Origin of the sequence: Mycobacterium sp. 5-140-3-2 (assembly GCF_035666375.1) — a bacterium.
Lineage (GTDB): Bacteria > Actinomycetota > Actinomycetes > Mycobacteriales > Mycobacteriaceae > Mycobacterium > Mycobacterium intracellulare.
The window spans coordinates 5,448,117-5,470,806 of record NZ_CP142025.1; the positions used below are offsets into that span (position 1 = coordinate 5,448,117).

Consider the following 22,690-nt stretch of genomic DNA (forward strand, 5'->3'; position numbering starts at 1 on the left):
CGGTCCGGCGACGGCGAGCGCCGTGGAGCGGCGCGAGTAAGGAGCCGGACGATCCTGTTCAGCCGGACAGCTCCCTGCGCAGCACCTTGCCGGTCGGGTTGCGCGGGATGCGGTCTACGACGTTGATGTCGCGGGGTTGTTCGAAGCGCGAGACGCGGCTCTTCAAGTACTCCCGGAGCTCCGGCACGTCGATGTCGCTGCCGGGCCGCGCCACCACGAACGCCACCAACCGTTGGCCGAACCGCTCGTCGGGGACGCCGATCACCACGTTGTCGGCGACGGCGGGGTGGCGGGCGAGCGCGTTTTCGACCGCGCGCGGATAGACGTTCTCGCCGCCCGAGATGATCATGTCGTCTTCGCGGCCGACGATGAACAGGCGGCCGGCGTTGTCGAGGTAGCCCATGTCGCCGGTGCTCGTCATGCCGTCGACGACGGCCTTGGCTTCCCCGGCGCCTTCGGTGTAGCCCTTGCCGGCCAGGTCGCCGCCGACGAAGATGCGTCCGGTCACCCGCGGCCCCACCGGTCGGTCGCTCTTGTTGAGGATCCGCACCGGGCAGCCCGCCACCGGCCGCCCGACGGTTTCGGGGGCCTCGCGCAGGTCCGCGGGCGTCGCAAGGGATCCGATGCCGACCTCGGTGGAGCCGTAGCCGTTGTAGAGGATCTCCCCGTAGGTGTCCATGAACCGCTGCCCCAGCGTGGGATCCATGCGGTCGCCGCTGGACATCACCACGCGCAGGTGCGGCACCGGGTTACGCGCCCGAACCCGCTCGGGCAGGTCGAGGATGCGCGCGAGGACGACGGGCACCGCGGTGAAGGCGTCGGCGCGGTGCAGCGACGCCTGGGCGAGCGCGGCCTCGGCGTCGAACTGGCGATGCGTGAGCACGGTGCCGCCGAGGGCGATCGTCAGCATCAGCATGCCGAGCCCCAGGCCGTGAAACATCGGCATTGCCACCGAGATTCGCGAACCGGTACGCAACCGGGTGCGGTCAAGGATGGTTACCCAGACCCCCACGGCGGAGCGCAGCTGCGGTGCGCGCGGCACCCCTTTGGGTTTGCCGGTGGTGCCCGACGTCAGCAGCACGATACGGCCGGGCGCGGCCACCCGCGGCCGCCGGGCGCCCTCCTCGGCGGTGACCGTGGCCGGGTCGACCGTGGCGACCGAGTCGTCGGCGGCCCGTATCCGCTCGGCGAATTCGTTGTCGGCGACCATCGTTGAGATGCGGTGGGCCTGCACGGCGGCCGCCAGCGCGTCGCTGCGGAACTCCGTACTGACCGGGACGACGTCGGCGCCCAGCAGCGCGGCGGCGAAGACACCGGCGACGAAGCCGCGCCCGTTGCGGCACATGACCCCGACCGCGCGGCCGGGCGCGACCCCGTCCGCGGCCAACCGCCGCGCCAGGGACTCGGTTTCGCGTTGCAGTTCGCGGTAGCTCAGGGCGCCGTCGTCGTCGACGATCGCCGTGCGGTCGGGCCAGCGGGCCGCCGTGACCGCCAGCAGCGTGTAGGGGTTCGTGCCGCCCCGGCGCGCCTCGCGAAGCAGCCGCACGCCCGCCGTCGGCGACGGCGGGGTGAGCAGGCCGGAGTGCACCAGGGCGCGGACGGCGGTGGTGGCGACGCGGTCAGTGGTCACGGTCGCCCCCGTCGGCATCGGTGAGGAATCGGCGGTGCCATAGCCGGGCGGCGTGGTCGGCCGGCCCGGCCAACAGCACCGAGGCAAACTCGGCCGGCAGCACCCAGGGCGGCTCCAGGGTGCGGGGCCGCTCGATGACAGCTTTCGCGATGACGTCGGCGGCGTCATCCGGTGACAGGCCGGGGAACCGGCCGAGGAGGGGCGTGGGCGCGATCATGCGGGTGCGGACCAGCGCGAAGTAGATGGTCGTGACGTCGACGCCGTCCGCGTGCAGCTCCGGAGCCACGCTGCGCAGCCAGCGGTCGAACGCCCCCTTCGATGCCTGATAGGCGCCCCACTGCGGGCCCGGCGCCACCCGCACGCCGACGCTGGACACGTTCACGATGTGCCCGCTGCCGTTGTCGCGCATCGCGGGCACGAGTCCCAGCAGCAGCCGGACGGGCCCCAGGTAGTTGATGTCGATGGTGCGCTGGAAGTCGTGCGGGCGGTCGTACTGGTGGTGCAGCGAGCGGCGCAGCGACTTGCCCGCGTTGCTCACCACGATGTCGAGCGGGCCGTGCTCCTCGGTGATCTGCTTGGCCAGGCCGCTCACCGCGGATTCGTCGGTGAGGTCGGTCGGGTAGGCGACCGCGTGCCCGCCGCCGGCGTTGATCGACGCCGTCAGGTCCCCGAGCCTCTCCTCGGACCGGGCGACCGCCAGCACGGTCGCGCCGGCGGCCGCCAGCCTGCGCGCGGTCGCCTCGCCGATGCCGTAGGAGGCGCCGGTCACCAACGCGGTCTTGCCGGAGGTGGCGGCACGCAGCTTGTCGGGATCCGACACCCGCGCCGGATTTGCCACGTGGTCGCCCGCCGCGGTGAGGACCGCGTTGAGGGCCTGGGCTACTGCGTTCAACATCGCTGCCGCATTCATTCGAGCCGCTGGCCGGGACGTGGCTGCTGCTCAACCGTGTCCCGACCCGTAACTACAAGTAGCAGACCACATTGCGGCCCGGGTCCGCGCTTCGGCCCGGCCGTGACGACCCGGTGGCACTCGCAGTGAGGGGCGGGACGCAAGGTGCCGGGCGCTCATGCCGGATGAGCGCCGCGCACAACCGATCTCGCTCCGACCGCAGCAGCGGCGGTTCTTTTATGAGAACACGGTAATTTCGGCGTTTCCTTTGTTTAGGCCGCGTGTCGAATGGGCACAATGGCGGCATGTTTGCGCGTCACATGGTTCGTTCCGTTGGTCCAGCAGTAGTTATCGCCGCGTCGGGCATGGCCGCCTCGGCCGTCTCCGGTTCCCTCATCCCCACCGCCGCGGCCCAATGTCCCGACGTGCAAGTGGTCTTCGCCCGCGGCACCGGCGAAGAACCCGGCGTCGGCCCCACCGGCCAAGCCTTCGTCGACGCCCTGCACCAACGCGTCGGCGACCGCTCCTTCGACGTCTACCCCGTCAACTACCCCGCCACCGACCAATGGGACACCGGCATCGACGGCATCCGCGACGCCGGCGCCCACGTCGTCTCCATGGCCCATGACTGCCCCAACACCAAAATGGTCCTCGGCGGCTACTCCCAAGGCGCCGCCGTCATGGGCTTTGTCACCTCCGCCGCCGTCCCCGAAGGCATCGACCCCGCCACCGTCCCCAAACCCCTGTCCCCCGACGTCGCCAACCACGTCTCCTCAGTCGTGCTCTTCGGCATGCCCAACGTGCGCGCCATGAACTTCCTCGGCGAACCCCCCGTCGTCATCGGACCCGCCTACCAAGACAAAACCCTCAAAGTCTGCGCCACCGAAGACCCCGTCTGCTCCGACGGCATGAACTTCGCCGCCCACAACACCTACGCCGACGACGGCTCCATCATCGACAAAGGCGTCGCCTTCGCCTCCAGCCACCTCGGCATGGGTAGCCCCGGCGCGATGTCGGTCGCGTCGCCGCACGGCGGTTTCGGAGAGTGAGCGGCTAACCCGCTGGCGGGGTTTTATCGCCCTGTGTCACACGGGGTCTCGGCCCGCGCCCCGCGGGCGTACAGGGGGCGGCGCTAGCTGCCGAACATGGCGGTGATCGTCTCGTTGAACCGCGGATAGATGTCGTCGTAGGTGCCGTCACGCTCGGCGTAGCGGAACATCTTGACGCGCTCCACCACGATCTCGTTGGCCTGTGGCTGCGTCTGCAGCAGCGTCATCGTCTCGGTGATGTACTCGTCGAGCGGCATCGCCCTGGGATCGAATCCCCGCTCGCCCTGCAGGGCGGTGCGCACGTGCGGCGGGATGATCTCGATCACCTGGACCGAGGTGTCGCGCAGCTGGAAGCGCAGCGATTCGGTGTAGGAGTGCAGCGCCGCCTTGGAGGCGCAGTAGGTGGGGGTAAGCGCGCTGGGCATGAACGCCAGGCCCGACGTGACGTTGAGGATGGTGGCGTGCGACTTGCGCAGCAGCGCCGGCAGCAACGACGCGGTCAGCCGCATGGGGCCCAGCAGATTGATGGCGACGGACTGCTCGGCCAGGCCGACATTGCCGCTGGTGAGGTCCTCGACCCGCTGGATGCCGGCGTTGTTGATCAGCACATTGAGGTCCGGGTAGTGGTCGGTCACCTCGGTGGCGAACCGCCGGATGTCGGCGGCGTCACCCTGATCGAGCGACAGGGTTTGGATGCCCGGGTTGGCCTCTGCGACGGCCCGTAGCTGGTCGCTGCGTCGGGCGGCGATGATCACCTGGTTGCCCAGCCGGTGAAAAGATTCGGCCAGACCGCGGCCGATTCCGCTACCACCGCCGGTGACCAGAACCGTATTGCCCGTCATTTGCATCGCGGTTCTCCTTCGGATTCGCTCGACCGGCACACCCGACCGACGCAGCGGAATGCCCCGTTGGGAAGCCGGCTAACCACGATGCCCTATCCACCCGCGCGATGTCACGGCCGGCACCCTGGGAGGGCGGGCCGCCGGAGGCGGGATTATGCCGCGGCGGCCCGGTTGTGCAACTTCCGCGGGTCGACGCCGGCGCGGGCCCACGCCCGGGCCGCCCAAGGGGTGTAGAGCGCCTTGACGGGGAGTCGGTTGATCAGCGGGTTGAGCGCCCGGATGACCCCGGCGAAGCGCTGGAATCGCTTCTCCTTCTTGGCATCCCAGTGCAGCTGGCACACCTCGCGCATCTGCGGCGGCAGCGTTCCGACGACGACCAGCCGGGTATAGGCGTTCAGCGGAGCCGACACCACGTTCCAGATCGGCTTGGGCATCCAGCGCGGGCCCGGGATGCCCTTGCGGATGTAGCCGGTGCCGTACAGCACGGTCTTGTGCGGGACGAACCGGTCCAGCATCTCGTCCCAGTAGGCCACGAAGTCGTCGTAGGTCTGCGGCTGGCCGCGGTCGCTGACGCCGTAGAGGCTGTACCAGACCTTGCCCTCGTTGAAGATCTGCTCCTTCTCGGCGTGTGACAGCCGCCGGATGAAGGTGTCGGTGTTGTAGATGACCTGGTCGACGAAGCTGGCGTGGGCCCAGTAGAACAGCTCCGGGTTCAACGCGTGATACCGCGAGCCGTCGCTGATCGTGCCCTTGATGGTCTTGTGGAAGTCCCGCACCTTTCGCCCCCACTCGTGGGGGTCCTCGGAGTAGACCGTGTTCATCAGCGGAGGCGCGGTCCGCTTGGCCCGGCCCAGCGTGTCGCTGAAGATCACGGAGTGGTCCAGCACGCCCTGCGCGAGCTGCTCGATGCAGTTCTCGACCCCGGCGGTGCGCTGGAATCCGAACAGCTGGGTTCGGTTGTCTCCGTAGAACTTCCAGATCAACGAATCGGGCCCCAGGCGCGGTGACGTGTCGTCGGTGGCCGACCAGTCGGGGCCGTCGGTGGGCATGGGCACGGCCTCGCGCACGCCGCTGTCGAAACGCGATCCCGCGCTCGGGGCGGCGAGTTCGTCGTTCTGGGCGGTCATGCCCACCTCCTCATGCACGCGCTGAGCCGGCCACGCGTTGTGAACCAGTGACACAAAGTCGTATCTTTGTTTCAGAGCCTAGCAGCCGTCCCGCGGCCTCGCACATCGCCGGTGGGCCGCGCCGCTTTCCTCGCGCCGAAAAGCGCCGATGAACCGTGCCGGAGAGTTGATACGATGCCGCCAATCATGCAGTCCGAACCGGGCTCGGCCTCTCACTCCGCTTCCGCCGAGGCGCTGACCGATCTCGATCGCACCATCCTGGACACCGCGCGCGGCGTGTTCGAGACCTACGGCGTGCGTCGGGCCAATATCGACGACGTCGCCACCCGGGCCGGGGTCAGCCGCAGCACCATCTATCGCCGTTTTCCGACCAAGGAGAAGCTGTTCGGGCAGGTAGTGCGGCGCGAGGCCGAGCTGTTCTTCAGCACGCTCGATCAGGCCACGGCGGGGTGTGATCCGCGGGAGGCCGTGGTCGAGGCGTTCGCGCTCGGGGTGCGCCTGGTGCAGGACTCGCCGCTGTATTCGCGGATCGCCGAAAGCGAGCCGGAGCTGTTCGGGATGTTCTCCCGGTCGCACGTGTTCCCGATCCGCCAGTTCGCCGACGGGATCGCCCATACCCTGCGGCGGTGCGGCGCCGAGATGTCCGGGACCGACCTGGACAACGTCGCCGACATCCTGCTGCGCGTCGCGCTCGGCATCATCGTCTTTCCCACCGACCGGCTCGACACCTCGGACCCGGCGGCAGTGCGCGAGTACGCCGCCCGCTATCTGGTTCCGATCATCGGCCCCTGAAGGCCGTTGCGGTGTCGGTGCCCTGAACTACGCTCGACCCGTGGCTGGGAGTTCTGCGGCTCCACGGACCCGGTATGCCAGTTGCGGCGAGATCGACATCGCCTATCAGGTCTTCGGCGATGGCCCGATCGACCTGCTCGTGCTGCCGGGCCCGTTCATCCCCATCGACTGCGTCGACAGCGAGCCGTCGATGTACCGCTTTCATCGGCGCCTGGCGTCCTTCTGCCGGGTGATCCGCTTCGACCAACGCGGGATCGGCCTGTCCTCCCGGGTCCCGTCGCTGGACATGATCGGCGCGGAATCCTGGGCCAACGACGCGATCGCGGTCATGAACGCGGTCGGATGCGAGCGCGCGACGATCTTGGCTCCGAGCTTCACGTCGCTGGCCGGGGTGGTTCTCGCCGCCGATTTCCCCGAGCGGGTGAACAGCCTGGTGATCGTGAACGGCCAGGCGCGCACGCTGCGCGCCCCCGACTACCCGTTCGGCTCCGATCTCGCCGAGGCCGACCCCTACACCACCGTCGCCATCGAGCCGGACGCCGTCGAGCGGGGCTTCGACATCCTCGGCATCATCGCCCCCAGCGTCGCGCACGACGACGCGTTCCGGTCGTGGTGGGACATGGCCGGCAACCGGGCGGCGTCGCCCAGCATGGCGCGCGCGTTCATCGGCAAGATCCGCGAGGGCGACGTGCGCGACCGGCTGGACCGGGTCGGCGTGCCGACGCTGATCCTGCACCGGGACAACCCGCGGTTCAGCCCCGTCGGGCACGCGCGCTACCTCGCCGAGCGCATCCCCGGGTCGCGCCTGGTCGAGCTCCCCGGCGAAGACGTCCTGTACTGGGTGGGCGACACCGGGCCGATGCTGGACGAGATCGAGGAGTTCATCACCGGGATCCGCGGCGCCTCTGACGCCGAGCGGCTGCTCACGACCATCGTGTTCACCGACATCGTCGGGTCGACCGAGCGCGCCGCCGAGCTCGGCGATTACCGCTGGCGCGACCTGCTGGACAACCACGACAGGATCGTGCGGCACGAACTGCAGCGCTTCGGCGGCCGCGAGGTCAACACCGCCGGGGACGGATTCGTCGCGACGTTCAGCAGCCCGAGCGCCGCGCTCGCCTGCGCCGACGCTCTCGTGGACGCGGTGCAAGTGCTGGGCATCGAGGTGCGGGTCGGCATCCACGCCGGCGAAGTCGAGGTGCGCGGCGCCGGCAAGGACGACATCGCCGGCATGGCCGTGCACATCGGCGCGCGGGTGGCGGCCCTCGCCGGGCCGAGCGAGGTCTTGGTGTCCTCGACGCTGCGCGACATCGTCACCGGATCGCGGCACCGCTTCGGCGACCGGGGCGAGTCCGCCCTCAAGGGCGTGCCGGGCTACTGGCGCCTCTACGCCCTCGTCCGCGAGCACGCCGCCGTCCGCCGGTAACCCCGCGCGCGGCGTAGGCTGCCCAACGGGGGAATCTTCGCCAGCCCACTGTGCGATTTGGCGTCCAGCTCGGGGCTGCTGCCCGAAGGAGTTACGCATGACCGACGTGGACATCACGCTGCCTCCCGCGCTGCGGCGGGCACTGGACCTGCTCATCGATCCGCCGGCCGATCCCGACGTCAGTCACGGCTATCTCGACCTGCTCGGCTCCGGTTCGGCCGGCGACGACGGCGTGGGGAAGAACACCGGCCCGATCCAGGCCGCGTGGGCGTCACGAGTCGGGTCGATGCTCTACGACAACGCCCAGGCCTTCGCTCGCCAGTGGATCAGCGCCTGGCAGCTGCCGCTCGAGTGGTTGCAAATCCCGCCCGGCGGTATCGCGCTGGACGTCGGCTCGGGACCGGGCAACGTCACCGCGTCGCTGGCGCGGGCCGCCGGACCCGACGGGCTGGCCCTCGGCGTCGACATCTCCGAGCCGATGCTCGCCCGCGCCGTCCGCAATGAGGCCGGGCCCCAGGTCGGCTTCATCAAGGCCGATGCGCAGCGACTTCCGCTGCGCGACAACACCTTCGACGCGGCGGTGTCGACCGCCGTGCTGCAACTGGTTCCGGACCCGAAGGCCGCGCTCGCCGAGATCGCGCGGGTGCTGCGGCCCGGGGGCAGGGTGGCGATCATGGTCCCGACGGCCGGGCGGCTGGCCCGCTATTGGCAGCTGCTGCCCAACGTCGGGGCGCACGCGTTCGACGACGACGAGATCGGCGACACCTTGGAAGACAACGGATTTAGCAGCGTTCGGGTCAAGAACGTCGGCACCTTCCAGTGGGTGCGCGCCAAGCTGGGCTGACTTTTCCGGGCGGCTTGTTATTCGGCGCTCTGCGCCAGCGCGGCGAGCCGATCCATCGACTCGCGCAGCATGTCCGTCGTCGTCGCGCGGGCGCGCTCGAGGCGGGTGGCGTCGGTCAGCTCCGTCCAGTCGTACGTGTGGGTCACCGTGGTCAGCTCGGCGTTGACCGGGCTGAGCTCCCAGCGCCACAGGTGACCGGGCGGCTGCTTGCCGGGTTCGGCTGGGCGCCAAGCGATTTTGCTGCCCTCGACGAACTCGGTGACATGGTTCTCCCGCACCGCGCCGTTGGTCAGCGTGGTCTTGAACACGTCACCCACTGCGCGCACGCGCTGACCGGGCGCCGATGACGCCAGATTGCCGTTGCCGTCCCAGCTCGGCTGGCGCGACGGGTCGGCGATCAGTTCGAAGATCCGCGCGGCGTTGGCCGACATGACCCGGGTGGCGGTCACGATGCGTTCGGTATCGGACATACCGCTATCCAAACACGGAGCGCCGCCCGCCGCGCCGGGCCACGTCGAGCCGGGCGGTTCACGGCATCCGGGGCAGCGCCTCGACCGGTCCGGCCAGCGCCGCCTTCACGTAGCGGGTATCGTCGTCGGCCAGCACCTCCTTGTCGTCCGCCTCGATGCCGTCGACGATCGCGCGTGCCACCTGGCGCGGGTCGTTCTTGGGCGCGTCGAAGCCGGAGGTCATGTCGGTGTCGGTGAAGCTGAGATGCGCGGCAATGACCAGGGTGCCCTGCTTCTCCAGTTCGGCACGCAGGGAATTCGTCATCGACCACAGGGCGGCCTTGGAGTCGCCGTACCCACCGGATCCGGGCATCCAGGACAGGATCGAGGCGATGTCGACGAGGGCACCACCGCCGTTGTCGGCCAGGACGGGTGCGAATGCCTTGGCGACGCGCAGCGCGCCGAAGTAGTTCGTCTCGAAGACCGCTCGCACCTCTTCGATGTCGCTGTCGAGCAGGGTCCGGGCGCCGAGAACGCCGGCATTGTTGATGACGATTTCTGCGTCGGCCGCCGTCGTCGCCAGCGCGGCCACCGAGTCCGGCCGGGTGACGTCCAATTCGACGCCGATCACGCGGGGGTCCTCACTGGGCTTCGGCACCCGCGCCGTCGCGTAGATCTTCGCCGCGCCCCTGTCCAACAACTCGGCCACGATGGCCTTGCCGAGACCGCGCTGCCCGCCGGTGACCACCACGGCCGCTCCGTTGACGTTGACCATGATCCTGCTCCTTTGACTGAGGCAAAATTGCTTTGATTACGTCAAGCTAGTTGTCGGCAGCGACGCAGTCAAGTAGTATTTGCCTATGTCTTCATCGTGGATTGCGTCACAGCGATACGGCTGCGCCGCGGCGCCTGGAGGCCTGGGCTTGGTCCAGGACTTCCTCAACACGAGGGGCGTCGACGGGTACGGACCGGACCTGCTGGCCGACCCGGGCCAGGCGCGCGAGTGGGCGGACGCCGCGGTGCGGGCCTGGTCGTCCGCGCGCGGCGTGGACGTGTCGCCACCGGAGCTGGGTGAGGCGGATTTAGGCAGGCTTCGCGCGGTGCGGTCCACCATCGAGCGGATGGTGGACGGCGAACCGCCGAGGTCTCGGGGCGCCCACGGTGTCGTCGCGTCCTTCGGGCTGTCCGATGCCGGTGAGGTGCGGCTTGATCCCAGCGGCAACGGGTGGCGCTGGTTGGCCTCGGCGTTGTGGGGCGAAATCCTGCTGAGCCAGCACGCCGACACCTGGCGGCGGATCAAGCGCTGCCACAACCACCGGTGCGGGTCGACGTTCTACGACCGCTCGAAGAACAACAGCGGGGTCTGGCACGACGTCAAGACGTGCGGCAACGCCGTCAACCTGCGGGCGTCCCGGGCGCGCCGGCGCGAACGCGAAAAGGCAACGCGCTCAGCGGTTTCGCCACAGTAGGCGGTAACGGTAATAGAGGCCCCGCCGGATGGCGGCCCCGGGTAAGACGTCGGCGGCGACACGCCGGATCTCGTCGAGGCCCTCCCGGGGATCGGCAACGGGCACCCCGATGTCGCGGGTCTCCCGATGCAGTAACCCGCCGACGCGCGCCCCCGGCACGCACAGGCCGGCCCACACCCAGTCGGCGATGCTCTTGTTGGCGGACAGCCCGACGACGGCCAGTTGCCCGGCGGGCCGCAGCATTTGACGCGCTTTGTGCAGGGCATCGCGCAGCGGCAGGTGATGCAGACTGGCCACAAAGGTGATCAGGTCGTAGCGCCGCTCGGCCCCATCGAGGTCCTCGAACCGCCCATGTTCCACCGACGCGTTGTCGATGGACTGCAATCGCTGCGCCGCGCGCCACACCGAGACCGGGTCGGCATCGATGCCGACAACGCTGCGGGACACCGCGGCCAACCGCTGGGCCAGCAGCCCTTCGCCGCACCCGACGTCGAAGACATCGCCGTGCCGCCGCGCGGCGAGGCCGACCAGCCACGGGTGATAGGCGGAATTGTGGTTCCAGTAGTCGTCGTGCTTCGCGTATTCAGGCACCGTTGCCAGTCTGACCGACGGACGTCAGCAGCGTTCGACGCCCCTGGGCATGATGCGCGGGGCGGTGGCCCCCGGGCGCCGCTTGCTGCCGAGGACCGCGTACAGCGCGTCGCAGGCGCGCGCCTTCAGGGGCGCGCCCACGTCGAGGTTGGCGGAGCCCTGGCTGACCCAGGACGGAAGAGTGGTCACAGTTGATCCTTTGTTTTTCGGCCGTGCGCCGATTCATTCAATTGCACCACAGCCGTTTTGCGTGGACGCCGCGCCGAGGTAAACGTCACGAAAAGCCGCGCTGTGGGATAGCGCACATTCCCGGTATATCGAAAGGCACGCAACAGCAGAATTTATGGAAAGGCCCTGAACCGGCGCAGGTACCCGGACAATCGGCCCACCGGCACGGCCTTCGGCCAGTCGTCGGACCGGAAATAGGCATCGGTGCCGCCGTCGACGAATATGACCGTGCCGCACAGGAAGTCGGCGGCGTCCGACAACATGAAGCACACCCACTCTGCCATCTGCCCCGGGTCGCCGAAACCACCGACCGGGACCGGAAACGATTCGACGGCCTTGGCCTGCCGCGGGTCCGACAACTGTTCGGCCAGAAGCGGAGTCATGATCGCACCCGGCGCCAGGGCGTTGAGGCGCACGCCGGACCCGGCCCACTCGGGCAGCACCGCATGCCGCCGCACCCAACGGCTGACAGCGATTTTCGAGGCCGCGTACATCATGGTCGGCGCGGCCGGTCCGAACAGCCGCACCGAGCGCAACGCCTTGTCGGCGTCGTGCGCGAGCAGGGACCTCACGGCCCGGCGGGGCACCGCGGGCACGGTCGTCGTCGAATTACTGGCGACGACAACGGCTTTGGCGCGCCCGGAGGCCGCCAGCGCCGCCCGCCAGGCGGTCAGTAAGTCGACGACCCCGAAATAGTTGACCTGGGCGATCTGGCGAAGGCGATCCGGCCCGGGACTGGGCCCGAGTCCGGCCGCAAGCACGGCGCCGTCGAGCCTGCCGCCCGATGCCGCCAGGACGCGCTCGACGGCCTCGCTACGCCCGTGTGGCGTCGACAGATCGGCGACGACGTCGGCGTCCTTGATGTCGACTCCGATGACGGTGTGCCCGCCGTCCCGGAGGCGCTGCGCGGTCTCGCGCCCCATCCCGGACGCCGATCCGGTGATCGCGTAGGTCCCCATCGAGGTCCTCCTTCCCCAGGCAGTATGCCCGGCCCGCCGGACGCTTCCGAGGGGCGCCGCCCGCTGGGTGGACACCTGAGTTAAGTTGCGAAGATGCATGACCAAACGCCCTGCATCGACTTCGGCGAGCTCGAGTCGGTCTACGCGCCGCTGGCCGAATCGCTTCGCCGGCTCATCGATATCAGCATCCGCACCGAGGCCGGCGCCGCGGCGGTGGCGGCGGCCACGTCCAAGATCGACAGTGCGGCAGCGGAATTGAGCGGGGCGTTGAAGCCCGGGCCGTTCGGCGTGCACCGCAATCCCGATGGCCAGACCATCGCGTGGGGCAACGCGGTGGTGGGCCTGCGCAACCCGATCGCACCGCCGCTGGTCATCCATCACGAACCCGACGGACTGGTGTGGTCGGAGTTCGTGCTGGGCGCCGCCTACGAGGGCCCGCCGGACACCGTGCACGGCGGCGTGTGCGCGCTGGTGCTCGATCATGTGCTGGGCGCGACCGCGCACCAGCCCGACAAGCCCGCGTTCACCGGCACGCTCACGCTGCGGTACCGGCGCCCCACGGCGCTGGGACGGCCACTGCGGGCCCAGGCTCATGTCGAGCGTGTGGAGGGCGTCAAGACGTTCGCCGTCGGTCACCTGGCCGACGAGCACGGCGTCACCGTGGAGGCCGAGGGTATTTTCATTCATCCCAGGCCGGCCGCGGAATAGCGGACCGTGCCGCAGATTCAGGTCCTGGTCGCGGCCCGCTCGACGTCGAGCAGCTGCTCGCCGCGCCGTTCCGCGTCGTAGGCCCTGCGCCCACCGCGCAGGCCGAACAGGCGTTTGGAGATCAGCAGATAGATCACCGCGGCCACGTTGATGGTGAACGTCACCACCCGCGTCATCGTGATGCCCTTGGCCAGGTCGTGGATCTCCAGCGGTAGGAAGACCGAGGTGGCGATCACCGCGAAGTATTCGCCCCAGCGTTTCAGCAGCCACAGGCCGACGCCTTCGACGACCTCCAGCAGTGCATAGCCCGCCAGCATCAGGGTCAGCAACGCCAGGGTGGACGGCTTGGCCGCCAACGCCTTTTCCAGTTCGTGCACGATGGTCATCTGATCGACCTTGAAGCCGGCGGCGCGGAAGATCGGCAGGTCCCGGTCGAGGGTGGCCTGAATGGCGCCCCGCGCTCCGCGAAACTTCCACACCGCATAGGCCGCCAGGACGATCACGACCGCACGGAACAGGCGTTCCACCGCCAGGGCCCGAATGATGATGGCCTGGCGTAAGGCCTTGCCGCGCATGATCATCGGCGCGTCCTCGGCGTGACCGCGTCCGTGCGGCGGGCCGACGGTGAATTCACCGCACCGCAGACAGCGCCATGCCTCACCCAGACCGGTGGTGCCGCTCAGGCGCTGCGCGAGCGCGTGCTCGTCGGGCGCGTAGGTGACGTGTCCCGCGAGCGCGCAGGTAACCAGCTCCCACCGATTGAGGCCACGTTCTTTGGGCATGGCCGATCATCGACCGCGCGTGCCCGGACGCGCAAGGGGGCGCGCGTCAGAAGCGCGGCCCGCTGCGCGGTCGCCGGGCGGTGGGGCTCACGGCGCCGAGCAGTCCGGTGAGCGTGGCGACGGGAATCTCGTCGAGCCGTGCGACCGCCGCGATGATCTCGTCACCCAGCGCCCGCTCGCAAAAGGGCCCGGTGAGCCACCAAAATTTGTCCACCACGCGATCCCAGGACATCGGACGGGTGGGTGATCCCTCGTAATCGTCCTGCTCGCGGCTGAATTCGCGTCCGTCGTGCGTCCTGAGGTGCACCCGCGCCGCCGTGCGCTGCGGATAGTCCGCGGTCAAATCGTCGGCCGCCGTGACGTCCACCCGCGACAAGAGGTCCTGAACGTCGGCGCGCAGAACCCGTTCGGTCTCAAGCTGTTCGGGACCGACTCCCCCGTCGAGCAGGGCGACCGCGCTCAGGTATTTGAGGTTGTAGTCGGCCTGCTCCTTGGTGCGCGGGTGCTCCTTGTTGCCGTACGCACCGCCGCCGGCGATGTCGAATGCGCCCTGAAAGACCTCGAGGCTGACCCGCGCGACGTCCTCGCCGCGCAGACTGTTCTCGGCACGCAGCGCCAGGACCGCGTCGATCACCACCTGGCCGTGGATGAGCGAACAGTACTGCTTCAGATAGGTCTGCTCGACGCAGGACAGTGCCCGGTCGGCGGTGTGGAAATCGATTGGCTGACCGAATAATTGGACCAGCCCGTGAGGGCCGTCGAACAGCGACTTGGGACCGGTGACTCCGCGCGCCGCCAGCATCGTCGTGTAGACGGCGCGCATGCCGGTGCTGGCCGGGGAGATGCCCTTCCAGTGGGAAACCGGTTCGGCATGCACGCCCGCCAGCGACACATTGTCGGCGGCGGCGGCCGCGATGGCGTTGGTGGTCTGTTCGGCACTGAGCCCGAGCAGTTTCGCGGTGCCCGCCGCCACCGACATCGCCAGTTGCAGCGCATGGTTGAGTCCGCGCGCCATCACGGGAACCTGTGCGCTGAAACGGCATTGGACCTCGTAGGCGACCGCCAGTGCCAGCAGGAAGTCGGCGCCGCCCGCGCCGGTGTGCTCGGCCACCGCCAGCACGGCACCGAAGTTGTCGGCGGGATGGCACAGACCTCCCACCGTCAGATAGGTGTCGAGCAGATCGGGGTAGCGCACCAGCACCGCATTGAAGAACGCGGCCTGGTCCACCGATGCCCGGCCTCCGCCGACCAGCGTTGCCGTCGGGTCTCCGCTGAATTGGGCGGTGTGTTCACGGATCGCCCCGATGAGCTCCCCGTTCAACGAACCGACGGCGCACGCGACGCTGTCGAGCACATTGCGCGTCAGCAGCGCTCGGGGCCGCCCGGTCAGGTCAGACGCCTGTGCGCCGACGACGAATTGGGCCAGCTCGTCCACAAGATAGTTCTCTGCCACGACTTTTCGCCTCCGAGGCGAGGCTACCCGGCTGATGGTTGTGATCCGCTCAGTGCCGTCGTCTCGTCGGTCAGATGCGCCCCGATGTCCCGGATCTGCCGCGCGCTCAGCGGGCACAGTGGGTGCACGGCCACCATCAGGGAAACGCGTCCACTGTCGTCGAAGACCGGTGCGGCGATGGTCACCACGGGTTGCTTCCGCCGCCCCGGGTTGTCGTCGGAAAGGAACCCGATGGTGGTGAATTCGACGAGCAGCTGGTCCATGATGTGTCGCACGGGCGTCGGCATCTCACTGCTGTCCAAGGTGCCGACCACCTGGACGGCCTGGGCCAGTGCGGGCGTCGTCCAGTCGATGTCGAATCCCCGTTCCCGCGTCCGTGCGAGGACCTGTTGCAGGCGCTGCATGCGATCGGCATTGCTGCCCGCGCCGCGGCGGATCCAGGCGCGTTGTTCCTCGTCGGTGTCCCAGGCCGCCATCGCCACCCCGAAGGGTGGTGCGTAGGGGATGCGGTCGCCCGGTATGCCCGACGGCTGGGTGGCGGGTTCGCCCTCAAAGGCGGTGACCACCAGGGAGTCTCCGAACTTCTCGACCACCGAACAGGCGTAGCCGACTGCACGGGACAGGCGCAGCGCGGCCGAGCGCGCCGCGTGGGCCAGCGGGCGGGCGGTGTCCGTGCGGGCGGCCACCACGGCGAGCGCCGGCCCCAGCGCGAATGTCTTCGCGATCGGATCGCGACTGGCCCAGCCGCGGTCGCACAAGGTCTTGAGGATGGCGTGCGCCGTCGCCTGCGTGAGATCGAGCTCGCGCACCACGTCGGAGAACCGCAGCCGCGCGCTTCCGGACCGCGCAAGGAGCTCGACGACGTCGAGCACCCGCGCGGTCGGCGCTGACGTCGATCCGCGAATCGCTTGACTCCTCCGCTACGCGATTTTTACAGTTGTACGAACATTCGAGATCTTATGTCGATTATTCGAGAAAGCTACCGTATTGCGCGCAGTGGTGTTGCGAGACGGTCGGCTGCAGGTCCGCGAGACCGCGGACCCCATCCCCGGCCAGGGCGAGTTGTTGCTGCGCACGTTGAGCACCGCCATCTGCGCGTCCGACGTGCATTTCATGGACCACCCGGAACTCGCCATCGACGACCCGACCGGCCGCTCGCTGTATGACACCGAGCGCGACATCGTGCTCGGTCACGAATTCGTGGGTGAGGTCATCGGGCACGGTCCCGGTTGCACCGACCAATTCGCCGCCGGCACGCGGGTGACCGCCATGCCCGTGCGGCTGGTCGACGGCGGCGCGGGCGGAATGCGCATCATCGGCCAGCATCCCGAGGCGCAGGGCAGTTTCGGTGAGCTGTTGGTGGTTTCGGAGGTCGCGGCCAAGCGCGTCCCGGGTGACGTGCCCAGCGACGCCGTCGCCTTGACCGACGCGTTCGCGGTCGGCGAGTTCTACGTGCGGTCGGCGCGGTTGGGACAGGGTGAGGTCGCGATCGTCATCGGCGCGGGGGCGATCGGACTTTCGGCCGCCGCCGCGCTGGCCGCCCGCGGCGTCGAGCCCATCATCGTGGCGGACTACAAATCCGACCGGCGCGAGCTGGCCCGCGACCGCTTCGGTGCCCACGTCGTGGTCGACCCTTCCGAGAAGTCCCCGTTCGAGGCCTTCAACGAGGTCCGCGCGCAGCGCGGATTGCCCGGGCCGGCCGTCGTATTCGAATGCGTCGGCGCCCCGGGGCTGATCCAGAAGCTGGTCGAATCCGCCGAGATGGGCACCCGAATCTACTGTGCGGGTGGCTGGTACACCGGCGACACCCTCGACATCACCACCGCCACCCGCCAGGGCGTGACCATCCAGTTCGGCGGCGGCCCGCACCCGCAGGACTGGTACGGCACACTCGACGCGATCGCGTCGGGGCGGCTGGACCCGCTACCGAGCGTAGGGAAGATCATCGGCCTCGACGAGGTCCCCGACGCCCTCGAGCTGGCCCGCAGGTCCGACGGTCCGCCCCGGATCATCGTCCACCCGACTGGAGATCGCCCGTGAGCGAAAGAGAAGACCGGCAAGACATTTCGGACCTGCTGGTGCGTTACGCCACCGGCATCGACAGGCGCGACTGGCCGCTGTTTCGCACCGTGTTCACCGACGACTGCGAGCTCGACTACGGCGAGATCGGCCGCTGGAGCGGTGTGGACGAGGTCACCGACTTCATGGACAAGACGCACGCGATGGCGGGCCACACCCTGCATCGGCTGTCCAACCAGGTCATCGCCGTCGACGGCGACAACGCCACTGCCCGAACCTATGTCGACGCGGTGATCATGTTCGGTGACAACGAGGCCGGCGTCAACGCGTGGGGCTTCTACGACGACGAGATCGTGCGGACCGGCAAGGGATGGCGCATCGCGCGGCGCCGCTTCACTCAGGTGCGCGTCGCTACGTTCGGGGCCCTGTAGATGACGTTCGCGACGAGGTACGGGCCGTGGGCGTTGGTGGCCGGCGCGTCCGACGGTGTGGGGGCGGCGTTCGCCGAAGGGCTGGCCGAACGCGGTGTCAACGTGGTGCTGCTCGCACGGCGGCAAGGCGTTCTCGACCGCGTCGCGGCCGAGATCGAGAACAAGACGTCGGCGCAAACCCGCACTGTCGCTATCGATCTCGCGCAGCCCGGCGCCGCGGCGGCGATCGCCGCCGCCACCGGCGACCTGGAGATCGGGATGCTGGTCTACTGCGCCGGCGCCGACCCGAACTTCACACCGTTCCTTGCCAATTCGATCGAGGCCGCCGAGGCGATGGTGCAGCGCAACTGCATGGTGCCCATGCAGCTGTGCCACCACTTCGCGCCGCCGATGGTCCGGCGAGGCAGCGGCGGCATCGTCCTCTTCGGCTCCGGTGCCGGGTTGGCCGGTGGGCCCAACATGGTCGCCTACGGCGCCTCCAAGGCTTTCGACATGGTGTTCGCCGAGGCGCTCTGGGCCGAACTGCACCCCAAGGGCGTCGACGTCCTGGGCCTCATCCTCGGCAAGACCGATACGCCGGCCCTGCGCGCCCTCGAATACAGCCGCGGCCAGATCGGCTCGTCCGACGAGGCGCCGGCGGACGCGGCCCCCGTCTCCGAGGTCATCGCCGAGGCCTTCGAGAACCTGGGCAACGGCCCGACGCTGATGGTGGGCGACACCATGCGCGCCGCCGCGCAGCTGCTGGCGTCGTTGAGCCGCAATCAGGCCGTCGAGCTCTTCGCCCAGGCCGCCGCCGCGGCCATGGGGCCGGACCACTAGCGGGAACCCGAACCGTTCGCTGCGCGTCGAACCAGTCGTGGCGAGGTTTGCCAAAGTTCGAAATCAGGGCATCCTAACTTTTGCTTCCGCAGGCCCCTGTACAGCAAATATGGGCTTGGGCACGTCACCGACTTTGCCCACCGATCGCGTTGCTGACGGTGTGGGCGACGGGTAGCTTGGGTAATCAGTTCGTCACGGCAACCGAGCCGAAGTACCACCACCCGATCGCCGCCTCCCGCGAAGGATGACGATGCTCGCCATAGACAGGCCCGCTGCCGACGTCGCGATGACGGCCCAGTGGCGGCGCCGCACCCTGACGCGTTCGGGGCTGATCACCGCCGCATTCGTCGCCCCGGCCGTGGCCATCCGGATCGCCGGGCTGCACGTCGGCGCCGTGCCCGCGCTGCTGATCTTCGGCGCCGCGGTGGTGGCGGCCAGCTTCTTGCTGGCGTGGGCCGCCGAGGCCGCCCAGATCGATGTGTCCGGCGGCCTGGCGACGGCGCTGCTCGCCTTGATCGCGGTCCTGCCCGAATACGCCGTCGACCTGTACTACGCGTACGTCTCCGGCCACAACGCCGAATACACGCAGTACGCGGCCGCCAACATGACCGGGTCCAACCGGCTGCTGATGGGGCTGGGTTGGCCCGTCGTGGTGCTGGTCAGCATCGTGGTGGCGCGCAGGTCCGGATCCGGGAAACCCACCGGGCTGACGCTGGAGCCAGCAAACCGCGTCGAACTGGGATTCCTGTTGATCGCCGGCGTCATCGCGTTCGCGGTGCCGGCGGCCGGCGAGATTCATTTCGGGCTGGGGCTGGCGTTGCTGGCCTGGTTCGGGTTCTACCTGTACAAGCTGAGCCACGGCGAGGTCGAGGAGCCCGACCTGATCGGTACCGCCGCCGCGCTGGGCGAACTGCCCGACGTCCGTCGTCGCGTCGCCGTGGTCGGCCTCTTCGCCGCCTCGGGCGCGGTGATTCTGCTGTGCGCCAAGCCGTTTGCCGACAACCTGGTGGCCGCGGGTACCGAACTGGGCGTCAACCGCTTCCTGCTGGTTCAGTGGCTGGCCCCGCTGGCGTCGGAGGCCCCGGAGTTCATCATCGCGACCATCTTCGCCACCCGCGGCAAGGGCACGGCGGCCATCGCCACGCTGATCTCCTCCAAGGTCAACCAGTGGACCCTGCTGATCGGCTCGCTGCCCATCTCCCACCTGCTCGGGGGCGGCGGGTTCTCCCTGCACCTCGACCCCCGCCAGGTGGAGGAGATGCTGCTCACGGCGACCCAGACGATGATGGGCGTGGCGCTGATCCTGGCGCTGCGCTTCCACCGGGGCGCGGCGCTGGCGCTCTTGGGAATGTTCGTCGTGCAGTTCCCGATCGCCTCGACGCACGGCCGCCTGCTGCTCTGCGGCGTCTACGCGGCGGTGGCCGTCGTCGCGCTGATCCGTTACCGGCGCCACCTGCCCGCCACGGTCCGGGCGCCGTTCTTCGGGACGGCCGTCCGCCACACCGGCCACCCGTTACATCCAGTGCAGGACCCGTAACGTCCCGCGATCGCGCGCCGTATACGGTCCAGGTATGAATCGAGTGTCCGTAATCACAGGCGGCGCGGGTGGCATGGGCTTGGCCACCGCGAAGATCGTCGGGCGCGACCACACGGTGGTGCTCTGCGACGTCCGGCAGGACCGGCTGACGACCGCCGCCGCCACGCTGCAAGAGCTCGGGATCACTCCCACCATTGTGAACTGCGACGTCACCGACCGGCGAGCCGTCGCGGACCTGCTCGGCACCGCCACGAATCTCGGATCGGTCGTCTCGGTCATCCACACCGCGGGCGTGAGCCCGAGCATGGGACCCGCCGATTACGTCATGCGGACCAACGCGGTCGGCACCGTCAACGTTGACGAGGAGTTCTACGCGGTCGCCGGCGAGGGCGCGGTGATCGTCAACGTGGCCTCGATGGCGGCGCACATGCTACCCGCGGAAATCATTCCGACAGGCCAATTCCCGCTGGCGCTCGACGACGCCGACGCCTTCATGGACGCCATGATGACCGCGTGCGACATCGCCCCCGAAGAGGCGCGGTCCGGTCTCGCGTACGCCCTGAGCAAGAGCTTCGTGAAGTGGTACAGCCAGTCACAGGCGGAGCGCTTCAACGCGCGCGGACTGCGCATCGTCTCGGTGTCCCCGGGTTCGATCGACACCGAGATGGGCAGGCTGGAGGAGCAGGCGGGGGCGGGCGCGATGGTGGCCGACGCCGCGGTCCCGCGGTGGGGCAAGCCGGAGGAAATGGCAGAGCTGCTCGCCTTCTGCGCCAGCGAGAAGGCCGGCTACCTCACCGGCACCGACATCCTCAACGACGGCGGGGTGATCGCCTCGATGACCGAGCGGGCCAGGGCGGCCGCCGCCAGCTAGACGAACAGTCCAGCTCTCATACGGCGTAGGTCGGTCAGGCTGGCGTCAGGTGGATCGGCAGGTAAGTCGGGCCGCGTAACGAACTGTGGGCCGACCAGGTTGTCGGGCCGTTGGGGCTGAGGCGGCTGACGCGGGTGACGAGTTGTCGCAGCACGGCTTGGGCTTCCATTCGAGCCAGTGGTGCTCCTAGGCACATGTGCGGGCCGTAGCCGAATGCGACGTGAGCTCGCGGGTTGCGGTCAGCGCGGTACTCGTCGGGTTCGTCGAAGACGGCCGGGTCGCGATTCGCCGCCCCAAAGGACAGCAGGACGCGTGACCCGGCGGGGATAGTGACATCGCCGATCTGATAGTCGGCGCGGGTGTAACGGTAGAGGTTCTGTATCGGGGTGGTGATGCGGAGTTGCTCCTCGACGGCGGTCGGGATCAGGTCGGGGTTGGCGCGTATCAAGTCGTACTGATTGGGGTGACGGGCGAGAGTGTCGAACATTCCGCCGAGAAGGTTTGTGGTTGTTTCGTTCCCGGCGATCAACAGGTGAGTTGCGATGAGCAGAAGCTGACGATCGGTGAGGCTGCCATCGGTGTTGTGTTCGAGGAGTCGCCCCAGCACGGTGCCCGATCCTTTGAGTCCACCGTGTGCGAATTGCTTCACGAAGTAGCGCTGTAACGCAACCATTGCGGATACGGATCTGGTTGCCCCTATGAGACCAGCGCGTGTCGGGGTCAAATCCATGACTCTCACGGCGTTTTCTGACCACCGCCGGAAGTCGTCGACGTCGTCTTCGGGTACCCCGAGGATCTGAGCGATCAGACGGATCGGCATTGGTATCGCCAAGTGCTGCACGACATCGCAGCCGGGATTGTTCAACAGATCGGAGACGAGTTCCACGGCGAGCTTCTCGACGATTTCCTGCCATGCGCTCATGGCTCCCTTGCTGAAGCCCGGCTGGATCTGTTTTCGCAGTCGGGTGTGTTCCTCACCGTCGGTCAGCACCGCGAGCGGAGCCGACATTCTCAACCGGGTGACCCCTTGAGTACTGGTGACCTGATCGGTGTCGCGCAGTGCCGCTCGCACGTCGTCGAGTCGGCTGAGTATCCAGGTGGCTCGCCTCGGGTTGTAGTGCACGCGGCCACTTCTGTGTAGGGCGCGGTAGGCGTCGAATGGTTGTGCGGCGGTGATCGGATTCTGTGGGTCATAGTCGGTATTCACCGCGCCAGTCCAAGCGTCGTAGCCACGTCGGCGGGTGCGTATTGCAGCAGCCAGGTTCATCCGGACGGCATCACCGAACGGCCTGAAGACTTCGGCAGCCCCTTGGGCGGTTTGACCGATCGACACTTTTCGCTTCCCCTTATCCGAGCCGCCGGTCGCCGCGCCACGTCCTGATCTGATTTCTGCCGATGTTGCTCGTCAAATAGATGACGTAACAAGCAGATACGACGGCCGATTGTCGACGAGTTCGAGGATTCGCCATCATGAGCCCGATCATCGTTTCGATGGCACCGTTGATGTAGGTGAAGATACGCGCATGGTCGGCGGAGCCAAAGCTGTTGATGGGGACGAAGATCCGTGGAACGAGGAAGTGCGCCACACCGACGACGATGACGATGGCTGCGACGTTCTGTTCGCGCGTTCTTCGTAAAAGGCGAGTAGCGTTGTTGCTCACCGGTGTTCCTGCGCCCCTTCCCGCTTGGCGGGAAGCCCCGCTTCGGGCCGAACCCGTCAGCACTGAACATACGGACCTGGTGCCTGTTCCGACTGACCCGCACCATTACGAGAT

At 68.5% G+C, this 22,690-nt stretch carries 25 protein-coding genes; 11 read left to right on the top strand and 14 right to left on the bottom strand.

Going from position 1 to position 22,690, the window contains the following annotated elements:
- Positions 1-58: 58 nt before the first annotated feature.
- Both P6281_RS25565 and P6281_RS25570 read right to left on the bottom strand, forming a co-directional pair.
- Positions 59-1,630, bottom strand: a complete 1,572-nt coding sequence (locus tag P6281_RS25565; RefSeq protein WP_036429856.1) for an AMP-binding protein — start codon at positions 1,628-1,630, stop codon at positions 59-61.
- Positions 1,620-2,525, bottom strand: coding sequence for an SDR family NAD(P)-dependent oxidoreductase (locus P6281_RS25570; RefSeq protein WP_008262282.1), 906 nt, complete (start codon positions 2,523-2,525; stop codon positions 1,620-1,622). Before P6281_RS25570 ends, P6281_RS25565 begins: the two co-directional genes overlap by 11 nt.
- 299 nt (positions 2,526-2,824) lie before the next feature.
- Here P6281_RS25570 and P6281_RS25575 point away from each other — a divergent pair, with 299 nt between their 5' ends.
- A complete protein-coding gene (locus P6281_RS25575) occupies positions 2,825-3,568 on the top strand; it encodes a cutinase family protein (protein ID WP_036429697.1) in 744 nt (247 codons plus the stop codon).
- A gap of 83 nt (positions 3,569-3,651) precedes the next feature.
- On the opposite strand, the gene P6281_RS25580 is transcribed toward P6281_RS25575, so the two are convergent.
- Both P6281_RS25580 and P6281_RS25585 read right to left on the bottom strand, forming a co-directional pair.
- Entirely contained in the window at positions 3,652-4,416 is a 765-nt protein-coding gene (locus P6281_RS25580; protein ID WP_008262286.1) for an SDR family oxidoreductase, read from the bottom strand.
- Between the two features lie 146 nt (positions 4,417-4,562).
- A complete protein-coding gene (locus tag P6281_RS25585) occupies positions 4,563-5,537 on the bottom strand; it encodes an oxygenase MpaB family protein (RefSeq protein ID WP_050989431.1) in 975 nt (324 codons plus the stop codon).
- Between the two features lie 186 nt (positions 5,538-5,723).
- Here P6281_RS25585 and P6281_RS25590 point away from each other — a divergent pair, with 186 nt between their 5' ends.
- The 3 genes from P6281_RS25590 (at position 5,724) to P6281_RS25600 (ending at position 8,599) form a co-directional block, all read left to right on the top strand.
- Positions 5,724-6,329 carry a TetR/AcrR family transcriptional regulator gene (locus P6281_RS25590; protein WP_008262290.1) on the top strand — a complete coding sequence of 202 codons (606 nt, stop codon included), beginning with the start codon at positions 5,724-5,726 and terminating at the stop codon, positions 6,327-6,329.
- A 40-nt stretch (positions 6,330-6,369) separates the two neighbouring features.
- A complete protein-coding gene (locus P6281_RS25595) occupies positions 6,370-7,755 on the top strand; it encodes an adenylate/guanylate cyclase domain-containing protein (RefSeq protein WP_009954459.1) in 1,386 nt (461 codons plus the stop codon).
- A gap of 97 nt (positions 7,756-7,852) precedes the next feature.
- Positions 7,853-8,599, top strand: a complete 747-nt coding sequence (locus P6281_RS25600; protein ID WP_008262302.1) for a methyltransferase domain-containing protein — start codon at positions 7,853-7,855, stop codon at positions 8,597-8,599.
- 17 nt (positions 8,600-8,616) lie between these two features.
- Here the strand turns inward: P6281_RS25600 and P6281_RS25605 are convergent, their stop codons facing one another.
- The gene (locus P6281_RS25605) at positions 8,617-9,069 is read right to left on the bottom strand and encodes an SRPBCC family protein (protein WP_008262303.1); all 453 of its coding nucleotides are present in this window, start codon (positions 9,067-9,069) and stop codon (positions 8,617-8,619) included.
- Positions 9,070-9,127: 58 nt separating this feature from the next.
- Entirely contained in the window at positions 9,128-9,823 is a 696-nt protein-coding gene (locus P6281_RS25610; protein WP_008262306.1) for an SDR family oxidoreductase, read from the bottom strand.
- Positions 9,824-9,971: 148 nt separating this feature from the next.
- On the opposite strand from P6281_RS25610, the gene P6281_RS25615 reads away from it, so the two are divergent.
- The gene (locus P6281_RS25615; RefSeq protein ID WP_008262309.1) at positions 9,972-10,517 is read left to right on the top strand and encodes a CGNR zinc finger domain-containing protein; all 546 of its coding nucleotides are present in this window, start codon (positions 9,972-9,974) and stop codon (positions 10,515-10,517) included.
- Here P6281_RS25615 and P6281_RS25620 read toward each other — a convergent pair.
- The 3 genes from P6281_RS25620 to P6281_RS25630 form a co-directional block, all read right to left on the bottom strand.
- Positions 10,497-11,108, bottom strand: a complete 612-nt coding sequence (locus P6281_RS25620; RefSeq protein WP_008262314.1) for a class I SAM-dependent methyltransferase — start codon at positions 11,106-11,108, stop codon at positions 10,497-10,499. The two genes, P6281_RS25615 and P6281_RS25620, sit on opposite strands and share 21 nt — an antisense overlap.
- Positions 11,109-11,132: 24 nt before the next feature.
- Positions 11,133-11,297 carry a hypothetical protein gene (locus P6281_RS25625; RefSeq protein WP_008262315.1) on the bottom strand — a complete coding sequence of 55 codons (165 nt, stop codon included), beginning with the start codon at positions 11,295-11,297 and terminating at the stop codon, positions 11,133-11,135.
- 152 nt (positions 11,298-11,449) lie between these two features.
- Positions 11,450-12,295 (bottom strand): SDR family oxidoreductase, encoded by an 846-nt coding sequence (locus P6281_RS25630; protein ID WP_014712564.1) that lies wholly within the window; start codon positions 12,293-12,295, stop codon positions 11,450-11,452.
- A 93-nt stretch (positions 12,296-12,388) separates the two neighbouring features.
- Here P6281_RS25630 and P6281_RS25635 point away from each other — a divergent pair, with 93 nt between their 5' ends.
- The gene (locus P6281_RS25635) at positions 12,389-13,003 is read left to right on the top strand and encodes a PaaI family thioesterase (RefSeq protein WP_008262317.1); all 615 of its coding nucleotides are present in this window, start codon (positions 12,389-12,391) and stop codon (positions 13,001-13,003) included.
- Positions 13,004-13,020: 17 nt separating this feature from the next.
- Here the strand turns inward: P6281_RS25635 and P6281_RS25640 are convergent, their stop codons facing one another.
- From P6281_RS25640 to P6281_RS25650, 3 genes are read right to left on the bottom strand one after another with little or no spacing between them, the layout of a single operon-like run.
- Positions 13,021-13,785, bottom strand: a complete 765-nt coding sequence (locus P6281_RS25640; protein WP_008262319.1) for a DUF2127 domain-containing protein — start codon at positions 13,783-13,785, stop codon at positions 13,021-13,023.
- A gap of 46 nt (positions 13,786-13,831) precedes the next feature.
- Positions 13,832-15,220 (bottom strand): MmgE/PrpD family protein, encoded by a 1,389-nt coding sequence (locus P6281_RS25645; RefSeq protein ID WP_008262321.1) that lies wholly within the window; start codon positions 15,218-15,220, stop codon positions 13,832-13,834.
- Between the two features lie 41 nt (positions 15,221-15,261).
- Entirely contained in the window at positions 15,262-16,110 is an 849-nt protein-coding gene (locus tag P6281_RS25650; protein WP_008262323.1) for a helix-turn-helix domain-containing protein, read from the bottom strand.
- A gap of 124 nt (positions 16,111-16,234) precedes the next feature.
- Between P6281_RS25650 and P6281_RS25655 the strand changes: the two genes are divergently transcribed.
- From P6281_RS25655 to P6281_RS25675, 5 genes are all read left to right on the top strand, one after another.
- Positions 16,235-17,278 carry a zinc-binding dehydrogenase gene (locus tag P6281_RS25655; protein WP_008262325.1) on the top strand — a complete coding sequence of 348 codons (1,044 nt, stop codon included), beginning with the start codon at positions 16,235-16,237 and terminating at the stop codon, positions 17,276-17,278.
- A complete protein-coding gene (locus P6281_RS25660; RefSeq protein ID WP_014712565.1) occupies positions 17,275-17,688 on the top strand; it encodes a nuclear transport factor 2 family protein in 414 nt (137 codons plus the stop codon). Before P6281_RS25655 ends, P6281_RS25660 begins: the two co-directional genes overlap by 4 nt.
- Positions 17,689-18,507: an SDR family NAD(P)-dependent oxidoreductase gene (locus tag P6281_RS25665; protein WP_014712566.1), complete on the top strand. Its 819-nt coding sequence runs from the start codon at positions 17,689-17,691 to the stop codon at positions 18,505-18,507.
- A 244-nt stretch (positions 18,508-18,751) separates the two neighbouring features.
- Positions 18,752-20,044, top strand: coding sequence for a sodium:proton exchanger (locus P6281_RS25670; protein ID WP_041298132.1), 1,293 nt, complete (start codon positions 18,752-18,754; stop codon positions 20,042-20,044).
- Between the two features lie 34 nt (positions 20,045-20,078).
- A complete protein-coding gene (locus P6281_RS25675) occupies positions 20,079-20,915 on the top strand; it encodes an SDR family oxidoreductase (protein ID WP_014712568.1) in 837 nt (278 codons plus the stop codon).
- A 34-nt stretch (positions 20,916-20,949) separates the two neighbouring features.
- Here P6281_RS25675 and P6281_RS25680 read toward each other — a convergent pair whose 3' ends face one another.
- Together P6281_RS25680 and P6281_RS25685 are read right to left on the bottom strand one after the other, a co-directional pair.
- Positions 20,950-22,182, bottom strand: a complete 1,233-nt coding sequence (locus P6281_RS25680) for a cytochrome P450 (protein ID WP_081490175.1) — start codon at positions 22,180-22,182, stop codon at positions 20,950-20,952.
- Positions 22,183-22,261: 79 nt separating this feature from the next.
- Entirely contained in the window at positions 22,262-22,576 is a 315-nt protein-coding gene (locus P6281_RS25685) for a hypothetical protein (RefSeq protein WP_014712570.1), read from the bottom strand.
- Positions 22,577-22,690 lie beyond the last annotated feature (114 nt).

What these genes read in the sequence shown, in the direction of transcription:
- P6281_RS25675 (WP_014712568.1), top strand. Translation starts at nt 20,079, where the DNA reads ATGAATCGAGTGTCCGTAATCACAGGCGGCGCGGGTGGCATGGGCTTG.
- P6281_RS25605 (WP_008262303.1), bottom strand. Translation starts at nt 9,069, where the DNA reads ATGTCCGATACCGAACGCATCGTGACCGCCACCCGGGTCATGTCGGCC.
- P6281_RS25570 (WP_008262282.1), bottom strand. Translation starts at nt 2,525, where the DNA reads ATGTTGAACGCAGTAGCCCAGGCCCTCAACGCGGTCCTCACCGCGGCG.
- P6281_RS25610 (WP_008262306.1), bottom strand. Translation starts at nt 9,823, where the DNA reads ATGGTCAACGTCAACGGAGCGGCCGTGGTGGTCACCGGCGGGCAGCGC.
- P6281_RS25640 (WP_008262319.1), bottom strand. Translation starts at nt 13,785, where the DNA reads ATGCCCAAAGAACGTGGCCTCAATCGGTGGGAGCTGGTTACCTGCGCG.
- P6281_RS25590 (WP_008262290.1), top strand. Translation starts at nt 5,724, where the DNA reads ATGCAGTCCGAACCGGGCTCGGCCTCTCACTCCGCTTCCGCCGAGGCG.
- P6281_RS25575 (WP_036429697.1), top strand. Translation starts at nt 2,825, where the DNA reads ATGTTTGCGCGTCACATGGTTCGTTCCGTTGGTCCAGCAGTAGTTATC.
- P6281_RS25665 (WP_014712566.1), top strand. Translation starts at nt 17,689, where the DNA reads ATGACGTTCGCGACGAGGTACGGGCCGTGGGCGTTGGTGGCCGGCGCG.
- P6281_RS25600 (WP_008262302.1), top strand. Translation starts at nt 7,853, where the DNA reads ATGACCGACGTGGACATCACGCTGCCTCCCGCGCTGCGGCGGGCACTG.
- P6281_RS25585 (WP_050989431.1), bottom strand. Translation starts at nt 5,537, where the DNA reads ATGACCGCCCAGAACGACGAACTCGCCGCCCCGAGCGCGGGATCGCGT.
- P6281_RS25670 (WP_041298132.1), top strand. Translation starts at nt 18,752, where the DNA reads ATGACGATGCTCGCCATAGACAGGCCCGCTGCCGACGTCGCGATGACG.
- P6281_RS25635 (WP_008262317.1), top strand. Translation starts at nt 12,389, where the DNA reads ATGCATGACCAAACGCCCTGCATCGACTTCGGCGAGCTCGAGTCGGTC.
- P6281_RS25680 (WP_081490175.1), bottom strand. Translation starts at nt 22,182, where the DNA reads ATGAACCTGGCTGCTGCAATACGCACCCGCCGACGTGGCTACGACGCT.
- P6281_RS25580 (WP_008262286.1), bottom strand. Translation starts at nt 4,416, where the DNA reads ATGCAAATGACGGGCAATACGGTTCTGGTCACCGGCGGTGGTAGCGGA.
- P6281_RS25630 (WP_014712564.1), bottom strand. Translation starts at nt 12,295, where the DNA reads ATGGGGACCTACGCGATCACCGGATCGGCGTCCGGGATGGGGCGCGAG.